22 protein-coding genes are annotated in these 24,519 nt (G+C 39.9%); 8 read left to right on the forward strand and 14 right to left on the reverse strand.

The features are described 5' to 3' along the window. Positions 1 to 2: 2 nt before the first annotated feature. A complete protein-coding gene (locus KIT27_09005) occupies positions 3 to 1,121 on the forward strand; it encodes an AFG1 family ATPase (protein MCW5589784.1) in 1,119 nt (372 codons plus the stop codon). Between the two features lie 151 nt (positions 1,122 to 1,272). Here the strand turns inward: KIT27_09005 and KIT27_09010 are convergent, their stop codons facing one another. Continuing rightward, the gene (locus KIT27_09010) at positions 1,273 to 2,133 is read right to left on the reverse strand and encodes an MBL fold metallo-hydrolase (GenBank protein ID MCW5589785.1); all 861 of its coding nucleotides are present in this window, start codon (positions 2,131 to 2,133) and stop codon (positions 1,273 to 1,275) included. A 165-nt stretch (positions 2,134 to 2,298) separates the two neighbouring features. Here KIT27_09010 and KIT27_09015 point away from each other — a divergent pair, with 165 nt between their 5' ends. After that, positions 2,299 to 2,598, forward strand: coding sequence for a type II toxin-antitoxin system RelE/ParE family toxin (locus tag KIT27_09015; protein ID MCW5589786.1), 300 nt, complete (start codon positions 2,299 to 2,301; stop codon positions 2,596 to 2,598). 2 nt (positions 2,599 to 2,600) lie between these two features. After that, positions 2,601 to 2,891 carry a HigA family addiction module antidote protein gene (locus tag KIT27_09020; GenBank protein MCW5589787.1) on the forward strand — a complete coding sequence of 97 codons (291 nt, stop codon included), beginning with the start codon at positions 2,601 to 2,603 and terminating at the stop codon, positions 2,889 to 2,891. A gap of 21 nt (positions 2,892 to 2,912) precedes the next feature. On the opposite strand, the gene KIT27_09025 is transcribed toward KIT27_09020, so the two are convergent. The 4 genes from KIT27_09025 to KIT27_09040 all read right to left on the reverse strand — a co-directional run bounded on the left by KIT27_09025 (position 2,913) and on the right by KIT27_09040 (position 7,801). Further along, complete coding sequence (locus tag KIT27_09025) at positions 2,913 to 4,940, reverse strand: VTT domain-containing protein (GenBank protein ID MCW5589788.1); 2,028 nt, start codon at positions 4,938 to 4,940, stop codon at positions 2,913 to 2,915. Between the two features lie 73 nt (positions 4,941 to 5,013). Further along, entirely contained in the window at positions 5,014 to 6,387 is a 1,374-nt protein-coding gene (locus KIT27_09030; GenBank protein MCW5589789.1) for an NAD(P)(+) transhydrogenase (Re/Si-specific) subunit beta, read from the reverse strand. Next, complete coding sequence (locus tag KIT27_09035) at positions 6,387 to 6,677, reverse strand: NAD(P) transhydrogenase subunit alpha (GenBank protein MCW5589790.1); 291 nt, start codon at positions 6,675 to 6,677, stop codon at positions 6,387 to 6,389. The genes KIT27_09030 and KIT27_09035 overlap by 1 nt, the downstream gene beginning before the upstream one ends. After that, complete coding sequence (locus KIT27_09040; protein ID MCW5589791.1) at positions 6,674 to 7,801, reverse strand: Re/Si-specific NAD(P)(+) transhydrogenase subunit alpha; 1,128 nt, start codon at positions 7,799 to 7,801, stop codon at positions 6,674 to 6,676. The genes KIT27_09035 and KIT27_09040 overlap by 4 nt, the downstream gene beginning before the upstream one ends. 273 nt (positions 7,802 to 8,074) lie before the next feature. Between KIT27_09040 and KIT27_09045 the strand changes: the two genes are divergently transcribed. Further along, a complete protein-coding gene (locus tag KIT27_09045) occupies positions 8,075 to 9,517 on the forward strand; it encodes an AAA family ATPase (GenBank protein MCW5589792.1) in 1,443 nt (480 codons plus the stop codon). A 137-nt stretch (positions 9,518 to 9,654) separates the two neighbouring features. Here the strand turns inward: KIT27_09045 and lipB are convergent, their stop codons facing one another. From lipB to KIT27_09080, 7 genes are all read right to left on the reverse strand, one after another. Further along, a complete protein-coding gene (gene lipB / locus KIT27_09050) occupies positions 9,655 to 10,275 on the reverse strand; it encodes a lipoyl(octanoyl) transferase LipB (GenBank protein ID MCW5589793.1) in 621 nt (206 codons plus the stop codon). Beyond that, positions 10,265 to 11,644: an FAD-binding protein gene (locus KIT27_09055; protein MCW5589794.1), complete on the reverse strand. Its 1,380-nt coding sequence runs from the start codon at positions 11,642 to 11,644 to the stop codon at positions 10,265 to 10,267. Before KIT27_09055 ends, lipB begins: the two co-directional genes overlap by 11 nt. Further along, the gene (locus KIT27_09060) at positions 11,625 to 12,215 is read right to left on the reverse strand and encodes a BON domain-containing protein (protein MCW5589795.1); all 591 of its coding nucleotides are present in this window, start codon (positions 12,213 to 12,215) and stop codon (positions 11,625 to 11,627) included. The genes KIT27_09055 and KIT27_09060 overlap by 20 nt, the downstream gene beginning before the upstream one ends. Further along, entirely contained in the window at positions 12,196 to 12,765 is a 570-nt protein-coding gene (locus tag KIT27_09065; GenBank protein ID MCW5589796.1) for a BON domain-containing protein, read from the reverse strand. The genes KIT27_09060 and KIT27_09065 overlap by 20 nt, the downstream gene beginning before the upstream one ends. Positions 12,766 to 12,769: 4 nt before the next feature. Further along, complete coding sequence (locus KIT27_09070; protein MCW5589797.1) at positions 12,770 to 13,363, reverse strand: phosphoheptose isomerase; 594 nt, start codon at positions 13,361 to 13,363, stop codon at positions 12,770 to 12,772. A gap of 220 nt (positions 13,364 to 13,583) precedes the next feature. Beyond that, positions 13,584 to 13,928: a YraN family protein gene (locus tag KIT27_09075; GenBank protein ID MCW5589798.1), complete on the reverse strand. Its 345-nt coding sequence runs from the start codon at positions 13,926 to 13,928 to the stop codon at positions 13,584 to 13,586. Between the two features lie 227 nt (positions 13,929 to 14,155). Then, positions 14,156 to 15,277, reverse strand: a complete 1,122-nt coding sequence (locus tag KIT27_09080) for a penicillin-binding protein activator (GenBank protein ID MCW5589799.1) — start codon at positions 15,275 to 15,277, stop codon at positions 14,156 to 14,158. A 74-nt stretch (positions 15,278 to 15,351) separates the two neighbouring features. Here KIT27_09080 and rsmI point away from each other — a divergent pair, with 74 nt between their 5' ends. Next, on the forward strand, positions 15,352 to 16,191 hold the full coding sequence (rsmI, locus tag KIT27_09085) for a 16S rRNA (cytidine(1402)-2'-O)-methyltransferase (protein ID MCW5589800.1): 840 nt from the start codon (positions 15,352 to 15,354) through the stop codon (positions 16,189 to 16,191). Between the two features lie 76 nt (positions 16,192 to 16,267). Then, positions 16,268 to 18,040 carry an ATP-binding cassette domain-containing protein gene (locus KIT27_09090; protein ID MCW5589801.1) on the forward strand — a complete coding sequence of 591 codons (1,773 nt, stop codon included), beginning with the start codon at positions 16,268 to 16,270 and terminating at the stop codon, positions 18,038 to 18,040. Positions 18,041 to 18,116: 76 nt separating this feature from the next. On the opposite strand, the gene KIT27_09095 is transcribed toward KIT27_09090, so the two are convergent. Continuing rightward, on the reverse strand, positions 18,117 to 19,823 hold the full coding sequence (locus tag KIT27_09095; protein ID MCW5589802.1) for a DEAD/DEAH box helicase: 1,707 nt from the start codon (positions 19,821 to 19,823) through the stop codon (positions 18,117 to 18,119). 347 nt (positions 19,824 to 20,170) lie between these two features. On the opposite strand from KIT27_09095, the gene KIT27_09100 reads away from it, so the two are divergent. Together KIT27_09100 and KIT27_09105 are read left to right on the forward strand one after the other, a co-directional pair. After that, the gene (locus tag KIT27_09100) at positions 20,171 to 20,497 is read left to right on the forward strand and encodes an RNA-binding protein (GenBank protein ID MCW5589803.1); all 327 of its coding nucleotides are present in this window, start codon (positions 20,171 to 20,173) and stop codon (positions 20,495 to 20,497) included. A 439-nt stretch (positions 20,498 to 20,936) separates the two neighbouring features. Beyond that, positions 20,937 to 22,634: a hypothetical protein gene (locus tag KIT27_09105; GenBank protein ID MCW5589804.1), complete on the forward strand. Its 1,698-nt coding sequence runs from the start codon at positions 20,937 to 20,939 to the stop codon at positions 22,632 to 22,634. 241 nt (positions 22,635 to 22,875) lie between these two features. On the opposite strand, the gene KIT27_09110 is transcribed toward KIT27_09105, so the two are convergent. Next, positions 22,876 to 24,519: hypothetical protein (locus KIT27_09110; GenBank protein MCW5589805.1), on the reverse strand; the 1,644-nt coding region annotated here is incomplete at its 5' end.

The raw sequence follows: 24,519 nt of genomic DNA on the forward strand, positions 1-24,519 counted from the left end.
CCATGAATACTCTTACTCCTACGCGCTATTATCAACAATTATTAGCAAAAAATATTTTGCAAGCCGATATTCAGCAAGAAAAAATTATTGAACACTTCGAAGCGTTATATCATGAAATATTACAGCAAAAATCTTCGTGGTGGAAAAAAGTGCTGAATATCAAACAAACACCACGAGGCTATTATTTATGGGGTGGCGTGGGAATTGGTAAAACACGCATGATGGACATTTTTTTTGAATGTTTGCCAGGCACTAAAAAATTACGCACCCATTTTCATCGTTTCATGAAAGACATCCACGAAAGTTTACGCCATTACCAAGGTCATAAAAATCCTCTACGGTTGATAGCTAGCGATATTGCAAGATGTTATCAAATCATCTGTTTTGATGAATTTTTTGTCGTGGAAATTACCGACGCCATGATTTTAGCAGAATTATTAACGGAATTATTTCATCAAGGCATGGTGTTGGTGATCACGTCCAATGTTGCTCCCGATGATTTATATAAAAATGGCTTGCAGCGTGGGCGTTTTATTCCGGCAATTGAATTAATTAAACAGCATATGCAAATTACGCATTTGAATATCAGCAAAGATTATCGTTTACGCACATTACAACAAGCGGGCGTGTTTTATACCCCGTTGAATTATCAAACAAAGCAACAATTAAAAAATCAATTCGAACAACTTGCCACCTCAACTATCGACTATCACAGTGAGATCATCATTCAAACGCGATCGATTCCAGTGATTGCTAAAACCCAGGATATGGTTTGGTTCGATTTTTCGGTGATTTGTCATGCACCACGTTCGCAAGTGGATTATATCGAAATTGCGCATTTATATCATACGGTGTTTGTTAGTAATATTCCGCAAATTCGCGATCGCGAATTGGATACGGTACGCTATTTAATTAATTTAATTGACGTATTTTACGATGCCAATGTGATTATGGTAATTTCCTCGGCGGTGAATGTGTTAGATATTTACCCCAAAGGATTTTTATGGTTTGAATTTCAACGCACGCAAAGCCGTCTATTAGAAATGCAATCGCAAGAATATATTTGCCGTCGCCACAATCATGAAACCAATTTTTATGACGAAGTCAAAAGCACCACATAATTTCCTGTAGCCTGGAACGTAGCGCAGCGAATGTAGCCTGGAACGTAGCGCAGCGAATGTAGCCTGGAACGTAGCGCAGCGGAGATCCAGGAACCCCTCCAGCAAAAATCCAGGAACTCCTCCAGCAAAAGATCCAACCCCCTCCCAGCAATCAAATCACCCCATCAATTTCTGCCACCTCATGACAGGCACTGAATTTTTGCTGCTCATTAATACAAACCTGCGACATCGCCGTTTTAGGATCATGAGTATAAAATAATCGACCATTATGTTTGACTAAATACTCTAATAATATTTTTTTCTCATTGATAAGTAATTCAGGATAGCGATCGTATCCCATGGTAATGGGCAAATGCACCCACGGCGTGCCGGGAATTAAATCAGCCGCAAATACTAGCGGACCTTCCGCGGTATTAATTTCAGTTAAGAGCATTCCAGGTGTGTGGCCGTGACTGATATGAAAACGATAATTATTTCCTAATAACTCGCAGCTTTCTCCTTCAATAATTACTAAGCGTTGCGATTCACTGAGTAAACGATTTAAATGCGGTAAAAACGATGCACGATCACGGACATGGGGATCGCACGCGCGCTCCCATGCGGTTTTTCCAACTAGAAATTGTGCATTGGGAAATAATAATTGCGGTTCTTGATCGGCTTGCCATGCAGTTAATAAGCCACCAGCATGATCAAAATGCAAATGCGATAAAATAATAAAATCGATATCTTCATGAGAAATATTATGATGGGCCAATTGTGTTAATAAAATATGATCCGCTTCAATCACGCCGTAACGTTCTTTTAATTTCGGATCAAAAAAATTGCCAATACCCGTTTCTAATAAAATGGTTTTACCCTGATCGCGGATTAATAATGCGCGGCAGGTGAGAGTAACACGATTAAGTTCATCCACCTCCATCCATTGTTGCCACACCGCTTTAGGTGCATTCCCAAACATCGCTCCGCCATCCAAACGTTGCGAATTCCCCAGTACTGAGGTGAAATGAAGCATAATAAAATCCTATAATACAATGAAATAATCTCAGTTTAGCGTTAACTATCTTATTCAGCAATATCAACTTGGATAAAGTGTAAAGTGAAACTTGACAGTATTCGATTTGTTCATTAAACTTTTTAAGTGGGACGCACACTATATATTAGATTATTTTGAGGGTGCATGATTAAAAGTTTTAGGCATAAAGGGCTAGAAATTTTTTTTAGATATGGGAATTCTAAAGGCATTAAATCCGATCATATAAAAAAACTTCGTCAAATTTTAGGCGCTTTGAATGCAGCAACTGAACTTGCTGATATTCAAAGTATGAAACCATTTCGTTGCCATGCATTATCTGGTAATAGAAATAAAGAGCAGGCTCTGGGGATTAATAAAAACTGGCGCGTGACCTTTATTTTTGAAAATGGTGATGCATATTTAATTAATTATGAAGATTATCATGATGGTAAAATTAGGAGATAGCGATGTTAATGCAAAACCCTCCTCATGTAGGTGAAATTTTAAGAGAATTGTATTTAGAACCGTTGAACATTTCGATCACGGTTGCGGCTCAACACCTGGGAGTCACTCGGCAAGCACTCTCAAGATTAGTCAATGAAAAAACAGGAATTAGTCCTGAAATGGCTATTCGTCTGGGCAAGGCATTTGCAACGTCACCAGATTACTGGATGAATCTTGAAACGCAATACGAACTATGGCAAGCAGCGCAAAAATGTAGCCATATTAAGATTAAACCTTTTGATGAAGCGGCATAAAAAAGTGGTTTAGTTTACTCCTCAATACACCAACACCACATCACTCATCGCTACAATATTTTGCTCATTAACCGTTAATTGTTCACGAGAAATGTTTTGATTGGCGATTAGTTGCCGATGCAAAGATGCAGCGAGCTTGGGTAAAAAATATGTTAAGGCTTGTTGAGATGGCGGATTTTTAATCTGGGGCGTGTCCGGTAATAAGTTTATTCCTGGATGTAGCGTTTGAAAATAGAAAGTACCAAAATATAAATTCTCTTGGCTGCCGTCAATATGAAAAGGCGCTGGCCACAAACGCAACACTAAATGTCTGTTATTTTCATCGAGCGTCATCACTAATAGTGGTTGGTGTGAATGATACAACACAGTGAATAACGGTAATTGCGGCGTACCATGTTTGGCGGCAATTTTATCGAGCGTAGTGGTGAGTGAAGGTTTGGGCGCTAATTGAAAACCTTCTTTGCTAAGAAAGCGTTGAATGTTTTCAATCTTGCCTAACCATTCAATATTCATTAATTCTGCGGGATGACCAAGCCGATTATAGCGAATCATTGGCACAGTGTGATGTTCGTGCCACCACGCATTAAATGATAGTGTTTGCGAAAAAGAAGACGTTTTAGATTCTTGCACCCACAGAGGGCGATTATGAATAAAATAAATGGGAGCAATGATCAAAAAAATTAACAGCGTCGCCAGACAAAATCGAGTATTTTTTTTGATACTTAATGGTTGGCGTTGCAAACTACCCCACACCATTAAAATGCTTATAGCGCCTATCATCATGCCTGCTAGAACATCTGCAAACCAATGCACGCCTAAATATAATCTCGACCAGACCACGCCTAGCATTAGTAATAGAAAAATAACCAATACTGGCCATTTACGATCCATTCTGCGCGTTAATAATAAACTTAACATTCCAAAAAAGGCCACCACTAAAGTAGCGTGACCACTGGGAAATGAAAATTGTGTGGCTTCAACAATTCGATCCTGCGGGCGCAAAATATGAAATGCGTGTTTACACAGAAAAATGCCGCCGGCAGCAATCATCATTAACGCTAACCAATGCCAAGCTAAACGCCATTGTTTTTGTAAAACGAGAATGATAAAACCCGCGACAAAACAGGGTAAAATAATTTTCTTGTCACCAAACAAGCTTAAGATCATGGCAAGTTGAGTGAAGAGCGGGCAATGGGTGCTACGAATTAAATGATACATCATTTGGTTGAGATGATAAAAAATTCCTTGGTGTTTCACACTCAATGCAATACTGGGAACGGCTATGGCAAAAGCAATAATTAATCCTAAGCGTTGTATTTGCACCCGTTGCAAATGAAGTTTGGGCGAAAGTAGAGTAACCATTTTTTTAGCGCCAGGATGTTGATGAAATAAGAGAGCGGCTTGATGACATACATAGCGATAAGCCATGACGATTTTATTAATAAGATGATGAATTATCCAACTGAACAGCCAGATAATAAAAATGGATAATATAATAATTAAAATTAAACGAGTAGCGATTTCGGGAGGCAAGGCGAGCGAAGCCGCCCCCAATAAAATGCCTGGTAACATGTAACCTGGCGCCCAAAAAAATGCAGAAATAAAATCGGCGATTAAAAATCGCTTAATATCCATGCGCAACATACCTGCCATGGCGGGAATAATCGCGCGCATCGGTCCGCAGAAACGACCAAAAAAAACACTTTTTTTACCATGACGTTTAAAAAATGCATGGCCTTGATGAATTAATTTAGGATAACGTGAAAAAGGCCATAAACGAATTAATTTTTCTTGGTAATGATGCCCGAGAAAAAAACTTAAGCTATCGCCAATAAACGCCGCGATCGCCGCAGCGATTAAGGTTAACACGGGAGGCAAAACACCCGAACCGACCAGCGTGCCCATCGCTGTCATTAAGACGGAGCCTGGGATAAAAATACCAATAATCGCCAGTGATTCTAAAAAAGCAATTAGCGCACAGATTAATATTCCTGCGTGAGGATGAGAATGGATCCACTGTATTACGGGCTTGATCGATTCGATTAACATATCATACTTAAACAAAGTAAAGTGACCGCATTGTAACATTGTCATTTACTGCGATGAAGAGTTTTTTAGAAAACTACGCCTGTTTAATTCCTTGGATCAGTTGCCCCGCGATTTTCTGCGCATCGCCATAGAGCATGCGGGCATGATCTAAATAAAACAAGGAATTTTCAATGCCTGAAAAACCTTTGCCTTCTCCACGCTTGATTACAATCACATTTTTTGCTTGGTCGGCATTTAAAATCGGCATGCCATAAATTGGGCTTGCGGAATTGGTGCGGGCACTGGGGTTAACGACATCATTAGCGCCAATCACAATGGCAACATCGCTATTGATAAATTCTTTATTAATCTCGTCTAAATCGTAAATTTTATCGTAAGGCACGCCGGCTTCGGCTAATAAAACATTCATATGACCTGGCATGCGCCCTGCTACTGGGTGAATGGCAAATTTTACGGTGACGCCGCGTTCTTCCAGTAATTCAGTTAATTCCCAAATTTTATGTTGAGCCTGAGCCACGGCTAACCCGTAACCTGGAATAATAATAATCTGTTTTGCGTAGGCTAAGAGAATAGCCGCATCATAGGGTTCAATTGATTTTAAATGACCGGTTTGAGAATTTTCTGCTTGGATATTCGCGGTGGGGTGCGGAGTAAATAAAATTTTAAGCACCGATTGATTCATGGCTTTCGCCATTAATTGAGTGAGTAAAGTGCCCGAAGCGCCGACCACAGTGCCAGCAATAATCATTGCTGCATTATTTAACACAAAACCCTCAAAGGCAACGGCCAATCCTGTCATGGCATTAAATAACGAAATTACAATTGGCATATTCGCCCCGCCAATGGGCGTGGTGAATAAAATACCGAGGATGAGTAATAGGGCAAAAAATCCGCTTAATATTAACATCGCATGCGGGAAAAATAATAAACTGATCGCCAGCAAAGTGGCTGCAAACGTTAAGAATAAATTAATCATCGAGTGAAAGCGAAAACAAAAAATGCCTTGGATCAATCCTTGTAATTTTGCATAGGCAATTACACTGCCACTAAAAGAAATACTACCTACCATAGCACCAATTAATGCGAGTATCATAACCGTTAACGATAAAGTCGTGCTACGTAATAATTCGACGGCTGCAATCGCTGCGGCAGCACCACCACCCATACCATTATAAATAGCAATCATTTGTGGCATGTTGGTCATTTTAACTTTCTTACCAGAAATAACTGCGATACTCGCGCCGATGATAATCGCCAGTAAAATTAATCCATAATTTTCGAGGGTATTAATTTCATGATGACAAAAAGTGGCTAAAACGGCTAATAGCATGCCACATCCTGCGACGATAATTCCTTGGCGTGCACTGCGAGGATGGGTCATGGCTTTCAAGCCGAGAATAAATAAAATTGCGACAATAAAATAACAAATGTTAATGATTAAATTCATTATGATTTATCCTCGCTGCTTTTAAACATTTCCAACATGCGCTCAGTGACCACGTATCCACCGACGGCATTAATGGTGGCGATGAGTACGGCGATAAATCCAATCACGTGTTGCATGGGAGTATGCGCTTGTCCTAATGCCACCATCGCACCCACTAATACAATGCCATGCACGAAATTAGAACCCGACATTAACGGCGTGTGTAAAATCACGGGTACGCGAGAAATAATTTCATAACCTGTAAACGCTGCTAACATCACAATATATAATGCGGTGATCCCTGAAATCATGTGGATACTCCTTGTAAATGGGGTGAATTTTTTGTGTAGGTGATTTCACCTTGATGGGTTAATAAGCACGAGTTTAAAATCTCATCCTCGCGATTAATGATTATTTTTCCATCGTGACAAATTAATTGTAAAAAATTAAATAGATTTCTCGCGTATAAATGACTGGCGTCTTTAGCTAGGTAACTGGGTAAATGAGTCGCGCCGACAATTAAAACATCGTGATGCGTAATAATATTATCGCACTGGGTTAATTCACAATTACCGCCTTGTTCTGCTGCAATATCAATAATCACACTGCCCGGTTGCATGTGTTCTACCATGTCTTTGGTAATTATTTTAGGAGCAAGACGACCTGGCACAGAGGCTGTCGTTATCACGCACTCTGCTTTCGCCACATGCTGCGTTAAGATATCACGTTGCAATTGTTGTTCTTCCGGCGTTAATTCGCGCGCGTAACCACCTTGACTGGTGGCATTAATGTTGAGTTTGACCATTTTAGCGCCGAGTGATTCCACTTGTTCGCGCGCCTCTGGGCGAATATCGTAGGCTTCAACCATCGCACCCAAACGTTTTACTGTCGCAATGGCTTGTAAGCCCGCCACGCCTGCGCCAATTACTAAAATTTGTGCGGGTTTTATGGTGCCAGCCGCGGTGGTTAACATGGGAAAAAATCGCGGTAAATGCTGGGCTGCGAGCAAAGCGCTGAAATAACCTGCGCAGGAAGCTTGTGAGGATAAAACATCCATGCTTTGCGCCCGAGTGATGCGGGGTAATAATTCTAAGGCAAAACTGGTGATATTTTTTTTGCAATATAATTCAAGCTCGTGATTATTATGCGGAGAGAGCATGCCAATTAAAATGCTGTGGTCAGGATAACAAGCCAATTCTTTCGCACTCGGAGCGCGAACTTTAAGAATAATAGTGGCGTCACTGGCGGTATCTTTTAAATTTTTGGCAATCGCAATATCGTGATATAAGCGATTTGGATAATGTGCCAAAGCACCAGCATCGTGCTCTAAGGTTAATTGCGCCGATAATGTTTGATAGTGTGTTATTAAATTGGGTGTTAACGCGACGCGCTTTTCCCCTGCTAGAGATTCCTTGGGGATCGCAATTCTAATCACTCTCATCCCTCCTTGGGTTAAATTTGGTTTGTAGTATACCATTTTCTGAAGATTGTGCAGGATTGGATGTGAAAACCCCAAGCCTTCTTACTCGAAAATGACATATGTCGATTTAGAGTAAGTTATTAGCTATATGTGGCTTACTCGAAATCGATATAAGTTGATTTCGAGTAAGCAATTCGCTATAGTTATCTTACTCGAAAACGACATATGTCGATTTGGAGTAAGAGATCTAAGAGACATTAAACGAATAATCAATAGGTTATGTGAGGAATGAGTAAAAAACCACTGCCATTTGTGGGTCGAAGCCAAGCCTTACGGCGGCTTACTCTATTATTAGATAAAAATGCAGCCTCGCTGGTGGTGGTCAAGGGGCGAAGACGAATTGGCAAGAGTCGGTTGATTGAAGAATTTGCTAAACCCTATCGATTTTTATCTTTCGCAGGACTTCCGCCGGAAAAAAATATTACGGCTCAAGATCAACGCGATGCATTCGCAAAACGCTTAGGTTTATATTGCCAATTTCCCTCGTTAAGAGGTACTGATTGGGCTGATTTATTCCAAATGTTAGCGGAACAAACGCGAACGGGTCGCGTGATTATTTTATTGGATGAAATTTCCTGGATGGCCCAAGACGATCCCACGTTTTTAGGCAAATTAAAAAATAGTTGGGATTTAGAACTTAAAAAAAACACTGAATTGATTTTAATTTTATGTGGTTCTGTTTCAGTTTGGATTGAAAACAATATTTTAAGCAGTACTGGATATTTTGGTCGTATTCCCACTGAAATTAATTTGCAAGAATTATCTTTGGCAGAGTGTAATCAATTAATCGAATCTCAACAATTTAGGGGTAGCAACTATGAAAAATTTCAAATTCTCTCTATTACTGGTGGAGTACCTTGGTATTTAGAGCAGCTGCAACCGGGATTTAGCGCCGAACAAAATATTAAAAATTTATGTTTTACCGAAGGCGGAGTGTTAGTTAAAGAATTTGATAGAATATTTCATGATTTATTTGATGAAAAAGCTGTTATCTATAAAAATATTGTGAAGCTTTTGGCAAATGGAAGTTTAGAAAATAAAGAAATTGCCGAAAAACTTGCCTATCCCAGAAGCGGTGTATTAACCCATTATTTACAGCAATTAACGATTTCTAACTTTATTACTCGCGATCGCTGTTGGCATTTGCGAGATGGTAAATACAGTCGACTTAGTAAATATCGTCTGAGTGATAATTATTTACGATATTATTTGAAATTCATTGAACCTAACCTGGAAAAAATTGAACGTGGAGATTACGAAACTATTTATCTCGGAAATTTTCCAGGCTATTCTACAACGTTGGGTTATCAATTTGAAAATTTAGTGATTAAAAATAGAAAAACGCTTTTTAAATTATTAGAAATTAATATTAACGAGGTGCTAAGTGACAATCCTTATTTCCAACATAAAACCAATAGACAAAAAGGATGCCAAATTGATTACATGATCCAAACGCGATTAAACACCTTATTTATTATTGAAATAAAATTTTCAAAAAACACTCTTGATTATAGTGTGGTGAGTGAGGTCCAAGAAAAAATTCAACGCTTGTCTAAACCCCATCATTTTTCCACTGTTCCCGTCTTAGTGCATGTGAATGGCGTGAATGACGCAGTCACCGATGCGGGTTATTTTTATAAGATCATTGATTTTAGTGAGTTGTTGCTTTGAAAGTGATTTGTTCCAAACCCCTAGCAAATAGTAAGGCAGTTACGATTGATAATGATGATAATCCTACAAAAAAATTACGCCCAGGCTGCTGTTAATTTTATTGTAACGGCTTCTACCAATTCGCATGAATTTCTAATTCAGCAATAACCAAAACGCTCCATAAACATAGGTTTTATTTTTTCAATTACGGATTTTACCTTGACCTGCGGATTAAAATCGGCGATTTGGGTCATTTTAAGGCCGTGATAGCCGCAGGGGTTAATCTCGGCAAATGGGGTTAAATCCATATTGACATTTAAGGCCACGCCATGATACGAACAATGCCGTTTGATGCGTAAACCAATCGAGGCGATTTTTGCACCATTGACATAAACGCCACGCGCATTCGCGTTAGCAACAGCAGAAATGTTAAATTCGCTTAATAAATCAATTACGATATTTTCTAATTGACTAACGAGGTTGCGCACGCCTAATTGCGTGCGACGTAAATCAAATAAGGGATAAATCACTAATTGGCCGGGTCCGTGATAAGTGATTTGTCCACCACGATCGGTTTGAATAATGGGAATGTGGGTCGTATTTAAAATATGCTCCGGTTTTCCATTCATCCCCTGCGTAAAAACGGCAGGGTGTTGTAAAAACCATAATTCATCCGGTGTATTTTCATCGCGCGTTTCGGTAAATACCCGCATATCGTTGAATGCGGTGGCGTAGTCGAGTAAATCAAATTCACGAATAATGAGTGATTTAGTGTTCATCGGGTAATAATTTTCCAGGATTTAAAATATTAAAGGGATCGAATTGTTGTTTAATCGCACGCATTAACTTAAGAGCATTGTGATCTAATTCTTTGGCAATAAAGTCGCGTTTTTCAAGACCCACGCCATGTTCACCCGAAAGCGTGCCCTGGATTGATAACACATAATCGAATAACTCAGTTAACAAAGGATTAACCTGTTGCCAATGATGAGGATTATGTTCATCAATTAAAATATTAGCGTGAATATTGCCGTTACCCGCATGACCATAGTTCACCATTTTAATTTGGTATTTTTGCGATAACGTTTGGGTGAAACGAACAAAATCCGCTAAGCGTGAGACGGGTACCACAATATCTTCACTAATTTTTTTTGGCGAAATGCTGCGTAAAATTGGCGAAAGCGATCGTCTGGCTTGCCAAAGTTGTTCCACGTCTTTTTTTGCAGTCGCGTGTTTAAAAACGAGTAAACCCGCATGATTCGCTGCCGTATAAATCGATTGCACCGCATCGTTCATCATCGAGGGCAGGCCATCGAGTTCGATCATGAGCATGGCTGCTGCGTTTGCGGGTATTTCGACAGTGGTATTTTCACGAATTAATTGCAACGCAAAATCATCGATAAATTCTAAGGCATACGGTATAACGGGTTGCGCCATAATAGCACTCACCGCGTGCGTGGCTTCTTCTAAGGATTGATAGAATAATTGTAAACAGATTTTCGTCTGGGGCAGTGGTAATAATTTTAACGTCGCTTTGGTAATTAAAGCGAGGGTGCCTTCAGAACCAATAATTAAACGCGTTAAATCATAACCAACAACTCCTTTCGTGGTATAGACGCCACAGGTGATGGTTTCACCCGTGCCAGTAACAGCGGTTAAACCCAACACATTTTCGCGCGTGCTGCCGTATTTCAGTGCGCGGGGGCCTGCTGAATTATAGGCTAAATTTCCGCCTAAGGTGCACGCTTGAAAACTAGACGGATCGGGTGCCCAAAAAAATCCGTGTGCTTGTGCGGCATGTTGAATTTCACTATTTAAGACGCCCGTTTCAGCTTGCATGACTCGATTTGCAGGATCAATATGAATAATGGTTTGCATGCGCTCAAACGATAAAACAATACCATTGCCAACCGGAACGGCTCCTCCTGGCGTACCCGTACCGCGACCGCGTGCGACAATGGGGATGGCGTGCTCCGCACACGTTTTTACAATATTCACCACCTCTTCATGCGAATGCACTAAAATTACGGCAAGTGGTAAACAGTGTTTGCCACTGTAATCAAATGAATACGGAATTAATTCGCTTTTTTCGGTAAGAATTTGTTCGAGGGAGACACTTTTTTTAAATTCATGAATGAGATTCATCATAAGCTCTATCAACCCGTATATAGCGAAACACTGGAATGACCTTTTTTACACCTTGAGTATTTTTAGCAATGCGCAGGGCAATATCGGCTTCTTCACGTGTCATGATACCGAATAAAAATACTTCGCCATTTTCACTAATAATTTTAATTTGATCTGGGTGCAAAGTATCGTTAGCGATAATTTGGGTTTTAATTTTGGTGGTTAGCCAATTATCGTGAACTTCGGTGGCATTATCAACATTCGGTGCAATCCGTAAATAATTGATCACTTCACTCACTCCACTTACGTGTTGCGCTAATTGTTGTGCCTCTTGTTTTAATTGCAAAGTAGGAACTTGGCCAGTGAGTAATACGTCATGATCGAAGGTGGTGGCATTGACATTCGCACGATGCAATGCTGGATGTTGGTAAATTAAGACATTAATTCGATGATTAATATGAATAGTTTTAATACTATCGAGTAAACTATTGCGGTGATAGACACTATTTGCTGCCGTAAACACCGTAGAGCAGGCACACAAATTAATTGCCCAGATCACCGCAATACAATATTTAACCATTGTTGTATTCAAAAAGTTTTACCACTTTTTGCACGCCAGCCACTCGTCTTGCCGTATCCACAGCTAAATTGGCTTGGTTTGCTGTGACGATTCCCATTAAATACACCACCCCATTTTCGGTGACGACTTTAATTTGACTGGAGCTTAAACCTTTGCGACTTAACATCATCGAACGTACTTTAGTGGTGATCCACGAATCGCTGGTACGTGTGATAGAAGAGGTTGGCGCAATGGCTTCTAGTTCGTTATACACATGTCTTACCATAGGAGTCGTGCGCGCAATTTCTAAGATTTGCGAATTTAACTCAGGGTTTGGTACTTGGCCTGTGATTAATACTGCGTGATTAAAGGCAGCAACCACCACATGACATTGATTTTTAACGGCAGGAATTTGGTTAACGCGATTAAACACTTCGGATTGAATTTGATTATCTTGTGTAAAGGTTTTGATACTACGACGATCATAGACCATTAAACCACCTGCAGCTGCACCCGCCACAAACACTGCAACACAACCTTGTAATGAAAGTGCAATTAATAAACTGACAATTATTTTTTTCATGATATTAGCCTGCTCCAAATAAATGATGATCAATTAAATCACATAAACAATGAATGATTAATAAATGCGTTTCTTGAATGCGCGGTGTGCTTTGCGCCGGCACGCGTAATTCGATATCTTGCGGATGCAAGAGTGCGGCAATATCTCCACCTTCACGACCCGTTAAAGCAACCACGATCATGCTGCGTTCATGTGCCGCTTGAATGGCGGCAATGACATTGGGTGAATTGCCACTGGTAGAAATGGCGAGTAAACAATCGCCCGCTTGACCGAGCGCGCGAATTTGTTTGGCAAAGACTTCATTGTAACTATAATCGTTGGCAATGGCGGTTAACGTTGAAGTATCTGTGGTTAAAGCGAGTGCCGGCAAGCTTGGACGTTCTACTTCAAAGCGGTTTAACATTTCACCCGCGAAATGTTGCGCATCGGCAGCCGATCCACCATTGCCACAGCTTAAAATTTTGTGGCCAGCGACTAAAGCATCGGCGAATAATTGGCTTGCTTGTGCAATTTCCTCGGCTAATTGTTCGATTGTATTAATTTTAGTTTGAATACTTTCGCTAAAAGCATGTTTAACCCGTTCAACTGCTGATTCCATACCATTACCCATCAGTGTGTATTGGGGCGCAAGTTTACCAAAAATTTCACCAAGACTCCAACCCAACTCCTGTCCAATGCAAAATGAGCATGAAATTTTGATACCCATCATTGTCAAATTCATGCAAGCATACGCGCCTGCTTATTTACTTCAGGAAGTTTCACTCTAGTGCTCAAAAAATCACGAGATCGGTCTTCACATAGCAAATAGTCACCATGCTTTATTGTTCAATAGCATTTTTGATCCATTCGATGTGAGAGCCGTCAATCGCAATTACATCAAATCGGCACGGTGTTTTATCGAATAGATTATTTTGCAGTAAATAATGTTCCGCACACAATAGTAAATGACGTTGTTTATGAAGATCGATACTTTCTAAACTGCCGCCTTGTTCGCGATAGCGAACTTCAACAAATACCAAATAGTCACCATCTTGCATGATTAAATCGATTTCGCCACCGCGGCATTGATAATGATAGTGGGTTAGGGTGAGTCCGTGGCGGATTAGAAAATCCGCGGCTATTTTTTCATAATAATTGCCAGTATGGCGTGAGGTGTTTGTCATGGAAATTCTCAAAGTGATTGCACGAAGTTTGAGCATAGGGTGGGAGATATTAAAATGCGAGTCGTTGCAAATGTTCAGAAATACACTCTTTGGCATTTTTAACGGAGTAATTTAGTTTTAATTCCAGGAATCTCACACAGGTGCGAAATTCCTGAATCCAATGGTGTTGAGTACTGAGCAAACGTATTAGACGATGCTAAACCTATCGTTTAATACGTGCTCGTAGATTACGCCGAAGGTTGGGCGATCCCTTGATTGAATTGGCCAAAAGATAATACGCGTTGAATTTGCATATTGGGTGCTAAATATAATTGTCCTGTTTCACCCGTGATGCTGCTGCCATTGGCCAGTGCACTTAATTGATTGATGAGGGCGTAAGCATCTTCGCCAAAGGCGTATAAACGGGGTGAAGATTGATTTAAATTTTTTCCTTGAATGGCCCAAGGCATGTCGGCAAAAATTACGCCGTTTAAATCTTTATCGCCATTCGCATTCGGTACGCCACTATAAATTAACGAGGTGGCGTAAACAGGAATATTGCCCGCGAAATAAAAATTCAATAAGGGTTTAATTTGGCGCGCTGCCGTGGGGGAAACTGCCATGAAAACAACGTCGAAATCTTGGCGGCGGGTGCTGTGATCGGGGGCGACGTTACTATTATTTTCATTGCGCACGCTACCATTAAATTTTAAGAAATCGCGAATGGCGGTAGATAATACTTGATTGCGATTGATATTTAAGGTATCGACGACATTACCGCCTAAAGCTTGCCAACGATTGGCAAACGCTTGGGAAATTCCAGCTCCCCAACTACCCGCTGGCACAATCACTAAAGCGCGACGATAACCACTGCTAAAAGCACGACTTGCCACTTGAGTGGCTTCATCTTCTGGAGATAAACTAAATTCATACAGGCTATTATTTTCTGCGGAATCGATGGCATTTAATGCTAGAGTGGGCACAGTGATTTTGCCACTGGCCGCCAAGGCTTGCACATCATTTTTTAATAGAGGGCCTACGACTACATCAGCACCTTTTTGCACGGCTTGTTGATAAACATCCACAATGTTTTTGCCATTAGTATCGATGACATCGATATTAGCATTGGTATGCGAGGTAGTTTTGGCTTGGTAAAATGCTGCAAAAAAGCCATTTTCAACCGCCCGTGCTTGACCCGCAACTGCACCGGTTAAGGGTAAGAGTAGGGCAATTTTTTGTGGTGTCTGTTTGGGGACGATGGCATTGCTGGCGCCTCGAGCTTGCGAGGAGGGTAGAGCGGAACTCATAGGACTGCAACCCGTGATAAAAAATACCAAAATCAGTAAACATGCGTGATAAACTTGTTTCATGATGAAGCCTTGCTTTATGCTAAAGCGCTAATGTTACTTCTACCGTTTTGGACAAGCAAGCAGGAGATTGAATTTTGTATACACCCGCCTCACTTTATATCGTGGCCACACCCATTGGCAATCTCAATGATATTAGTTTGCGTGCTTTGCAGGTTTTAAAAGAGGTTAGTGCGATTTATGCCGAAGATACGCGGCACTCACGAATTTTATTACAGCACTTTGGCATTCAAAAACCCTTGCATTCGCTGCATCAACATAACGAACAATTACGCGTGGATGCTATCGTCAAGCAGCTACAAGACGGGCAAAGCATTGCCTATATTAGCGATGCCGGTACGCCAGGAATTAGCGATCCGGGTGCGGGCTTAGTGGCGCGCGTGCGTGAGCAAGGATATCAGGTTATTCCTATTCCGGGTGCGTGTGCCGTCGTGAGTGCGTTATCGGCTTCGGGTTTGGCAGCGGATCAATTTTTTTTCGGCGGCTTTTTACCGCCTAAAACACAGGCACGCCAACAACGTTTGCAAGAATACGCAGCGTTGAATGTGACAACTGTCTACTACGAATCTCCGCATCGGATTGTCGATTCACTGCAAGATTGTGTAAAAATATTGGGTGCAGAGCGTAAGATGATCATAGCGCGCGAACTGACTAAAAATTTTGAAACATTTTTAAGTGGTAGTACTACCTCCTTATTAGACCAGGTTATTGCCGATAACAATCAACAAAAAGGTGAGTTCGTATTGTTAATTTCAGCCCTGGAAAAACAACCCTCAACCATTGATAAGGCAACTCAAAAAATATTATTCACCCTACGGGAAGAATTGCCCTTAAAACAAGCGTGCCAATTAACTGAAAAAATCACCGGGATTAAAAAGAAGGTATTATACGAATTTGCTTTGAAATTCCCTAAATAATCTCGAACATGGTATAAGACTATTAATTTTATTATTAATCATGCACAATAATAAAAATAATTGAGAGTAGCGTATAGTGTTAGTTCGTTTAAAAGAAATTTATTTAGCGTTTGGGTTAAAACCTTTGCTAGACCACGTCGATACCGTGATCCCCGAAGGGCAGCGCATTGCTTTGGTGGGGCGTAATGGTGAAGGTAAATCTTCATTTTTAAAATTATTAGCAAACCAACTGCAAGCGGATGCCGGAAAAATTGAATTTAAAAGTGGGACAAGAGTCAGCTACTTATTGCAATCGGTACCCAATATTCAAGATAGTGTCTCCAGTATTATTGCAAAACCATTAGAAGAACAATGCGAAAGCTGGGAAATTGCTGCACGGGTAGAAAAAACCTTAGATTTTTTTCAATTAGCGGGCGATAAAGCATTCAATGATTTATCGGGTGGTTTGAAACGCCGCGTGCTATTAGCGCAAGCCTGGATAACAGAACCCAATTTATTATTACTCGATGAGCCAACGAATCATCTTGATATTCAAGCCATCGATTTTTTAGAACAAATTTTATTAACTTATCAAGGCACATTGTTATTTGTCAGTCACGATCGTCAATTTACGCGGCACTTAGCGACGCAAGTGTTCGATCTCGATCGAGGGAAATTAACCACTTGGCAGTGCGGTTACGATGATTACGTGCAACGCAAACAAGACTATTTACAAGCAGAAGAAAAAGAACAGGCTCGTTTTGATAAAAAACTACAACAAGAAGAAGTGTGGATCCGCCAGGGCATTAAAGCTCGGCGTACGCGTAACGAAGGACGAGTGCGCGCCTTGGAAGCCATGCGTCGTCAACGCGCCAATCGTCGCGCAAAAATAGGTACGGTTAATTTAAACCTGACTAGCGCACAAAATTCCGGCCAGAGTGTAATCAATGCAGAAAATATTACCTATGCGTATTCATCATCACCCATCATTCAAGCATTTTCCATCGATATTATGCGCGGCGATAAAATTGGGATTATTGGATCGAATGGCTGTGGTAAAACAACGTTAATTAAAATATTACTAAAAGAATTACCCACGCAAACGGGCAAAGTTAAATTAGGGACAAATTTAGATATTTTGTATTTTGATCAATTACGTCAACAAATTGATGATGAGCAAAGCGTGTTAGATAATGTTGCGCAAGGACAGAGTCATGTCGAATTTGCTGGAAAAACCACGCATATCATGGGTTATTTGCAACAATTTTTATTTGCACCCGAACGCGCATTGAGTCCCGCTGGGAGTTTATCGGGTGGTGAGCGTAATCGATTGTTGCTAGCAAAGTTATTCACTAAGCCTGCCAATTTTTTAGTGCTCGATGAACCCAGCAATGATTTGGATGTGGAAACCTTAGAATTATTAGAAGCATTATTAGTCAATTTTAATGGCACTATTTTATTGGTCAGTCACGATCGGGAATTAATTAATAATGTTGTAACCAGTACGCTGGTATTTGAAAATAACGGCCATATTCAAGAATATGTGGGGGGCTATGATGATTATTTGCGGCAAACACAGGCTAAATCTACGGTGAAGGCCACTGAAAAAAAACTGGGCTTAGCTGCGCCTGTTAAAATTAATAAATCCAAATTAGAGTATGAAGAACAAAAAGAGTTAGGCAAAATCCCCGACAAGATTAGTAAATTAGAAAAAGACATTCAACAATTGCAGGTGGATTTGGCTGATAATAGTTTATATGAAAATGCCAATAAACCACGATTAGATCAATTGACGGCATTGTTGCAAACCAAAGAACATCAATTAAACCAATTGTATGATCGTTGGGAGATCTTAGAAAATAAAAAGTAAGTGTCATTGAGTAGTTACCCAAACTTTATTATTTCTAGTGGAAATGGTTAAGTTCGGGTAACTGTTGTAGTCAGTGTTAAGCGCGTTCGCGATATTTTTTATTTTTATTCTGAGAAAATGATCCACTTTCTTGAATTGGTTTAATGCCAAATTGTTGTTTTTTTAATTTGACCGAAAAAGTAGCTTTAATGATTTTTTGCAAATGTTCGCTCGAGACGTCGACAAAACTATGCGTCGCTTGAATGCTAATTCTGCCGATGGCATTACGCTTAACTCCACTGCGATTGGCAATTAAACCCACGACATCGCTGGGTTGCAAACCGTGTTCGCGACCCACATCAATTCGGCAGCGAACTAAATCGCTATCATCGGTAAAACGATCGCGTCCGCGTGATTCTTGACGGGAGAAAGACTTTTTTCCTGAACGTTCAGCAGGATGAAAATCAGAGGCGTGATGTTTTTTCGCCAAAGGATCTTGTTCAAATTTTTGATTGAAGTTAATTTTTTTCGATAAAAAAGCTAAAGCACTCGCAATGTCTAAGGCCGAATGCGATTGTTCTTCAGTAATTTTACAGATTAATTCGCGATAGGGCGTTAAATTTTCTTGGGTGAGGGTGGTGTGAATTTGTTTAGTAAATTTTTCAATACGCTTTTGACTTAAATCAGCCAGCGAAGGAGGATTCACTTGCACTAGTGGTTGTTTGGTGATCCGTTCGATCATGGATAATAAACGGCGTTCACGCGGTTCGACAAATAAGATAGCTTTACCCGCGCGACCTGCACGACCTGTGCGGCCAATACGGTGAATATAGGATTCTGGATCGAACGGAATATCGTAGTTAATGACGTGACTGATGCGATCCACATCTAAACCTCGCGCAGCCACTTCGGTTGCCACGACGATATCTAAGGTTTTATTTTTTAAACGGCTAATGACTTTTTCACGGAGATCTTGGCTTAAGTCGCCATTGATGGCTGCGGCAAAGTAACCACAAGCCGCTAATTTTTCCGCTAATTCTGAGCACATCATTTTAGTGCGGGTGAAAATTAAAATGCCATCGAATTCTTCCCATTCTAAAAAGCGCGTAAGAGCTTCTAGTTTTTGTGAGCTCGGAACAATCGTATACATTTGTTCGATAGTAGAAGCGGTTTCTGTTTTTGCTTGAATTTTTACTTTTTTAGCTTGCGGAATATATTTATCGACAACTTTTTGAATGGCAGGCGACATCGTTGCAGAAAATAATGCGGTTTGATGTTCGGTTGGAATTTGTTCTAAAATCCATTCCACATCGTCAATGAATCCCATATTCAGCATTTCATCGGCTTCATCGAGTACTAAGGTTTTTAATTGACTGAAATCTACTTTGCCGCGGCGGATTAAATCCATTAAACGACCAGGCGTGCCAACAATAATGTGAACGCCGCGTTCTAATGATTTCATCTGGGTATAATAGGATTGGCCGCCATAAATTGCTGCTACTTGGAAACCTGCCATGTGTTTAGCGTAGCTTTGCAAAGCTTCGGCCACTTGCAGGGCTAATTCACGTGTGGGAGTTAAAATTAATGCTTGTGGTTTTTTCGAGGAGAGATCGAGTTTGGTTAAAATAGGTAAACCAAAAGCGGCCGTTTTACCCGTACCCGTTTGAGCTTGGCCGAGTAAATTATGATTGGCGAGCAAAATGGGAATGCTGTGTTCTTGGACTGGCGAAGGGGTTGTAAAACCTAATTCAGTTAAGGCAGTCAATAGGCTAGGCGCGAGACCTAAAGTTTCGAAGTTATTCATACTGTGTCCTAATATATAAACGTTATAATACCGGACTCGCCTGAATAACACTCAGAACTTGCCGGATGATTGTAAGCGGAATTGGATTTAATGCAATGTTCTAGCGAACTCGAGATAGAAATCAATTACCATATTTACAGAATGCGCATTATAACGAGTTTGACTTCTTCGTGCAATAGACAGGTTAAATTTTCCACCATACTCCAAATTCGATGATTGTGCTAGAAATTGAAGGCCTAAATAAGCTATACTTGAGAAGTTAGGCAAACGTTATCTGCTTCGAGCCATCTATTCTCCTGCCGATCGCTTTTCCTAATACGTTTTTTTTTCTATTTAAAGGTATAGCTATGAATCAAAATAAAATATATGTTGGTAATCTTTCTTATGGCACCACTGCTGAAGCTCTTCGCGATGCATTCGTGAGCTTTGGGGAAATTGCTGAAGTCAAATTGATTACCGACCGCGAAACAGGTCGCTCCAAAGGATTCGCATTCATTACGTTTGAAGACGGGAATGCTGCGAAAACTGCCGTTAAATTAAATGGCAACGACTTAGATGGTCGTCCTATGAAAGTGAGCTTGGCACGCGAAAATGATCGCAATGATCGTGGCGGTCGCGGTGGCGATCGTGGAAGTCGTGGCGGTTACGGCGGTGGTATGGGTGGTCGTCGTTGATCATCTAACCCAAATAATTCGCCATAAATTAACTGCTCACAGCATTTAATAACATAGATGGCGTATTTAAACCCAAAAACCCTTAGTTTGTGAAAGCAAACTAGGGTTTTTTTGTTTTAGCCATTTCGAATTAAGATGTTGAGACTGAGCTAAGCTGAGACTCGAGCATGAATTGATGAGCAACTGAGTGAGTGTTCTACATTCGGTAGGCTATCTGGGAGATGTGCCAGTTCCTTCCAAACCTTGAGCAGGCAAATCGTGCGGTCGCATCGCTAAGAAGTCTATGAGTGGCGAGGCACAAAATATCGGGAGATACTGACCAAGGTTTAAGAGTGTAATAGGCACTAAGCCCGTGTAGAATGGTAAAGCTATTCGTCGTTAAAATTCAATTAGAAGGTACCCAGCTTTTCAATGCTAAGTGGCCTAGGGAGTTTAGATAATGCAAAGCGATAAAACCCGTGATCATCCCATTCTTTTGGGATTATTAATTATCGGTATCATTGTTGGCTGCGTGAATAATATTTTCGATTATTTTGCTATCCATTCTTACAAATTTTTCTTATTTTTTTATCCCTTTATGCTATTTTTTGCCTTAAGTTACGATTTGCGAAACACGAAACGTTTATTTTGCAGTGCATTTTTAGCTGCTGGATTATTTGCCTTGCCCGCGTGTTATCCCATTGCCGGATGCTCAGAATGGTCGGCTGCATTAATTCCAAATTTTATTATCATCAGTTATGCGCTTTTGGCATTTCACTACGCGTATCATTTAGATAATGGCTTTAAATTTAATTATACACATTTATTTAATGGTGTATGGAATACATTTTGTTTGTTTTTTATTACCGCGATTTTTACATTGTTAGGTTGGGGACTGATTCAATTAACCGCCAGTGTTTTTTCTATTATTGATTTTGGAATCATCAGCACGATTATTTCATCTCAACAATTTACAATTTTCATTTTACCCGTATTATTTTTTGTAGGCCTTGCCATTGGGCGACAAACTGACAAATTGATTATTAATTTACGCTGGATACTATTAAATATTTTTCGTTATTTACTGCCTTTTCTTGCTGTTATCGCGTTGTTATTTTTGGCTGCCGCATTATTAAGAAGTTTGCTAGGCCCAAGTCAATTACTTCACGACGGTGCTGCTATATATCAGTCGATTATTTTGCTCGGCATAATTTTCTTTAATGCTGTATATCAAGACGGTAAAATTTCACATGCCTATAGTGAGACCATTGGTAAAATTGTTAATGGTTTTATTTTTCTATTGCCTATATTTGCAGTGCTGAATTTAATTATCTTTATTAACACTATCCCTCATTTTACTCTTGCACATATCAATGCTTATATTTATACAATAATGTTATTACTGTATAGCTGTGCTTATTCTGCGATGAGTCTTGTCAATGTTAAGCAAGAGTATCATTGGTTAGCGAAAATCAATATTACGTTGGCGGTGGTTTATATTGGGGTAATGGTGATTGCGAATAATTATTGGACGTATCACTTAGAAAATAAACCTTGCTCAATTTCAGCAAACAATTATGTTTACCCTTCCACGCAACAGCTTAATTTAGAGCGTCAACAGCAGGCAGAAAATCGTGCTAGAGAAAATGCAATATTTTTACAGAAAGTCGGTTTGAGATGGACAACCAGCTCGACACATCCGCAAGCATTTGTGCGCGCAGGCAATCGCTATGGTCAACAAATTGGCGTGTGCCGTAGTCAAATCAATGGGGTATGGTGGCCGGGTGAATATTTTTCTGAGCAGTGTCAGGTAATAATCCATCATAAAATAGTAGCGGTAAATGGGTTTGATATTTTAACGGGTTCGCAAGCGGCAATCACTTGGGATCAAAATTATTATGAAAATACGCCGGCTAAGAAAAAACAAAAATTGATTGTTGATCAATTGATGATGGTCGATGGTAATCCCAATTCATTATTAAACACGGCAGTTTTGCCTAATACCGATTTTTCCATTGAGCCAATTTACGTGTGCCGAACAATTTTTTCCGATGAAATTTATGTTGGCTCATTTTTCAAAAACCAATGCCGAATCGTAGTAAACCAAAAAATTCAAACCACTCATTTCTTCCAAATTTTAATCGCAAGTAGCAAGTAGCCTGGAACGTAGCGTAGCGGAGATCCAGGGTAAAACAATAAAATAAAACAATCTTAAATTTCATCTCAAGGTTAAAATGTATTAAATTTTAAATGGGAGATTTTATTGTTGGTTAACCTGGATATAAGTTACGAAGGGATTGGGGTTTGGTGAAATTTTAAAATTTCGATCCTGGATCTTCGCTGCGCTCCGTTCCAGGCTACGTTGCGATCCGTTCCAGGCTACGCTCCGTTCCAGGCTACTACAACGAATGCCCCGAATTAGCTATCCACTTTTTGCTGCTTTTATCGTATTGATAATTTAATAATAAGGGTTGAGTAACATTGCCGAGCATGGTTAACATATCATCGAATTGATAACGGGTGGTGGGTGTTGCAAATATGCCGCCGCGTTGTTGACACAATTGCATCGCAGTTTGACTAACGGTATTTAAATTATCGACGGTCATATTGGCAACGATAAACCACATTAACGATTGCGTGGGTTCAGTTAACGGTGTTAATGGTTTTTGATAACATAAAACAGAATACGATTGGCCTATTTGCAAAGGATCGTTCTTAAAGCGTTTATCTTTTGGATCGATATAAGCGATTGTTGCACCATTTTTTTGTAAAGGATAACCTAATTGCCAACTCCATAATACGGTTGCTAAACGCGGATCAGTCGGATGAAATTGACACTGATTAGAATCGCAGGTGTATCCGAGCATATTCATACTTAAAATATTCACAGGACAGCTTTGTAAATTTGCAATATTAAATGGTGTAAAATAATCGTTATAGGAATCGGGAGATTGATTGCCGACACTGCTAATATAACCCAGCACCGTGCGATCGCCATTGATCCGTATTAAATTGGTGTGCGTATTTTCAAAAAAAGGCACAATGGCTGAATATTTGGCAAGACCAGAACACGCAATACCATTACTTAAAAAATCATGGACTGATTTTTCAGCCAAGGGTTCTAATTTTGATTTTAATACGCGGGTGAAAACGTAACGGCTCGTTTGCATGTCCGCTATATCACTCGTAGCAACAATAATAATATTTTTGTGGAATTGCTCAGTTAGCGAATCGGTACTTAATAAATAAGCGGGTAAAGTATTACCCGCAACAGAAAAATACTGTTGAGCTAATTGCGGAGTGAAGATATACGGTTCTAAATATGCAAGCGTCTGATCTAACTCTTTAATATGATTAGTTAGGGGTAAATTAACATCTAGAAATAAAATAATTAATTGATGCGGATGTTGCGTCAGCCAATTTTTAATTTCGACTAATGGGTAATGAGTATTAGGATCACTGCCAATCAAGCCATCATTCCCAGCACATAAAATTCCTTGAATGGATGAAGAAACATGATCATGACATTCAATAATATTATTTTGATCCCACTCAATATCTAATTCAATTTGGCGAAATCCTGAATTTAATTGTTCAGTAATCGTTGCATAATTATCGGGATCACCATAACTCAGATTATAGTCACTGTTACTATGAGTATAATAAGGCGAAACCGCTGAATTATGAGTCCCTAAAAATTGTTCGAAATTTAATGGTTCAAAACGATCGAGTTGATTTTGCCAATAGAGTGATTGGGCGAGATTGCTGGAATCTTCTTTATCTACGTGCGTTAAATCGGGCGACAAAATGACACAATTATCGCCTTGATTTCCTCCACAATCGGCTTCACTTAAACTTTGTGTGGTTTCAGCAGCTTTAGTCGCATCGATATTTAAAATAACATTACCGGTTAATGGTCGAACTAATGCTTTGGTGTGATCGTTAATCACCGATATTTCGTTCACTAATAAATTTCCGTGACATTGTGCTTGTCCAAAAACTTCGGAATGCAAATCGAAATACGAATAAGGAATAGGTTGATA

This window comes from Legionellales bacterium (assembly GCA_026125385.1).
Lineage (GTDB): Bacteria > Pseudomonadota > Gammaproteobacteria > JAHCLG01 > JAHCLG01 > JAHCLG01.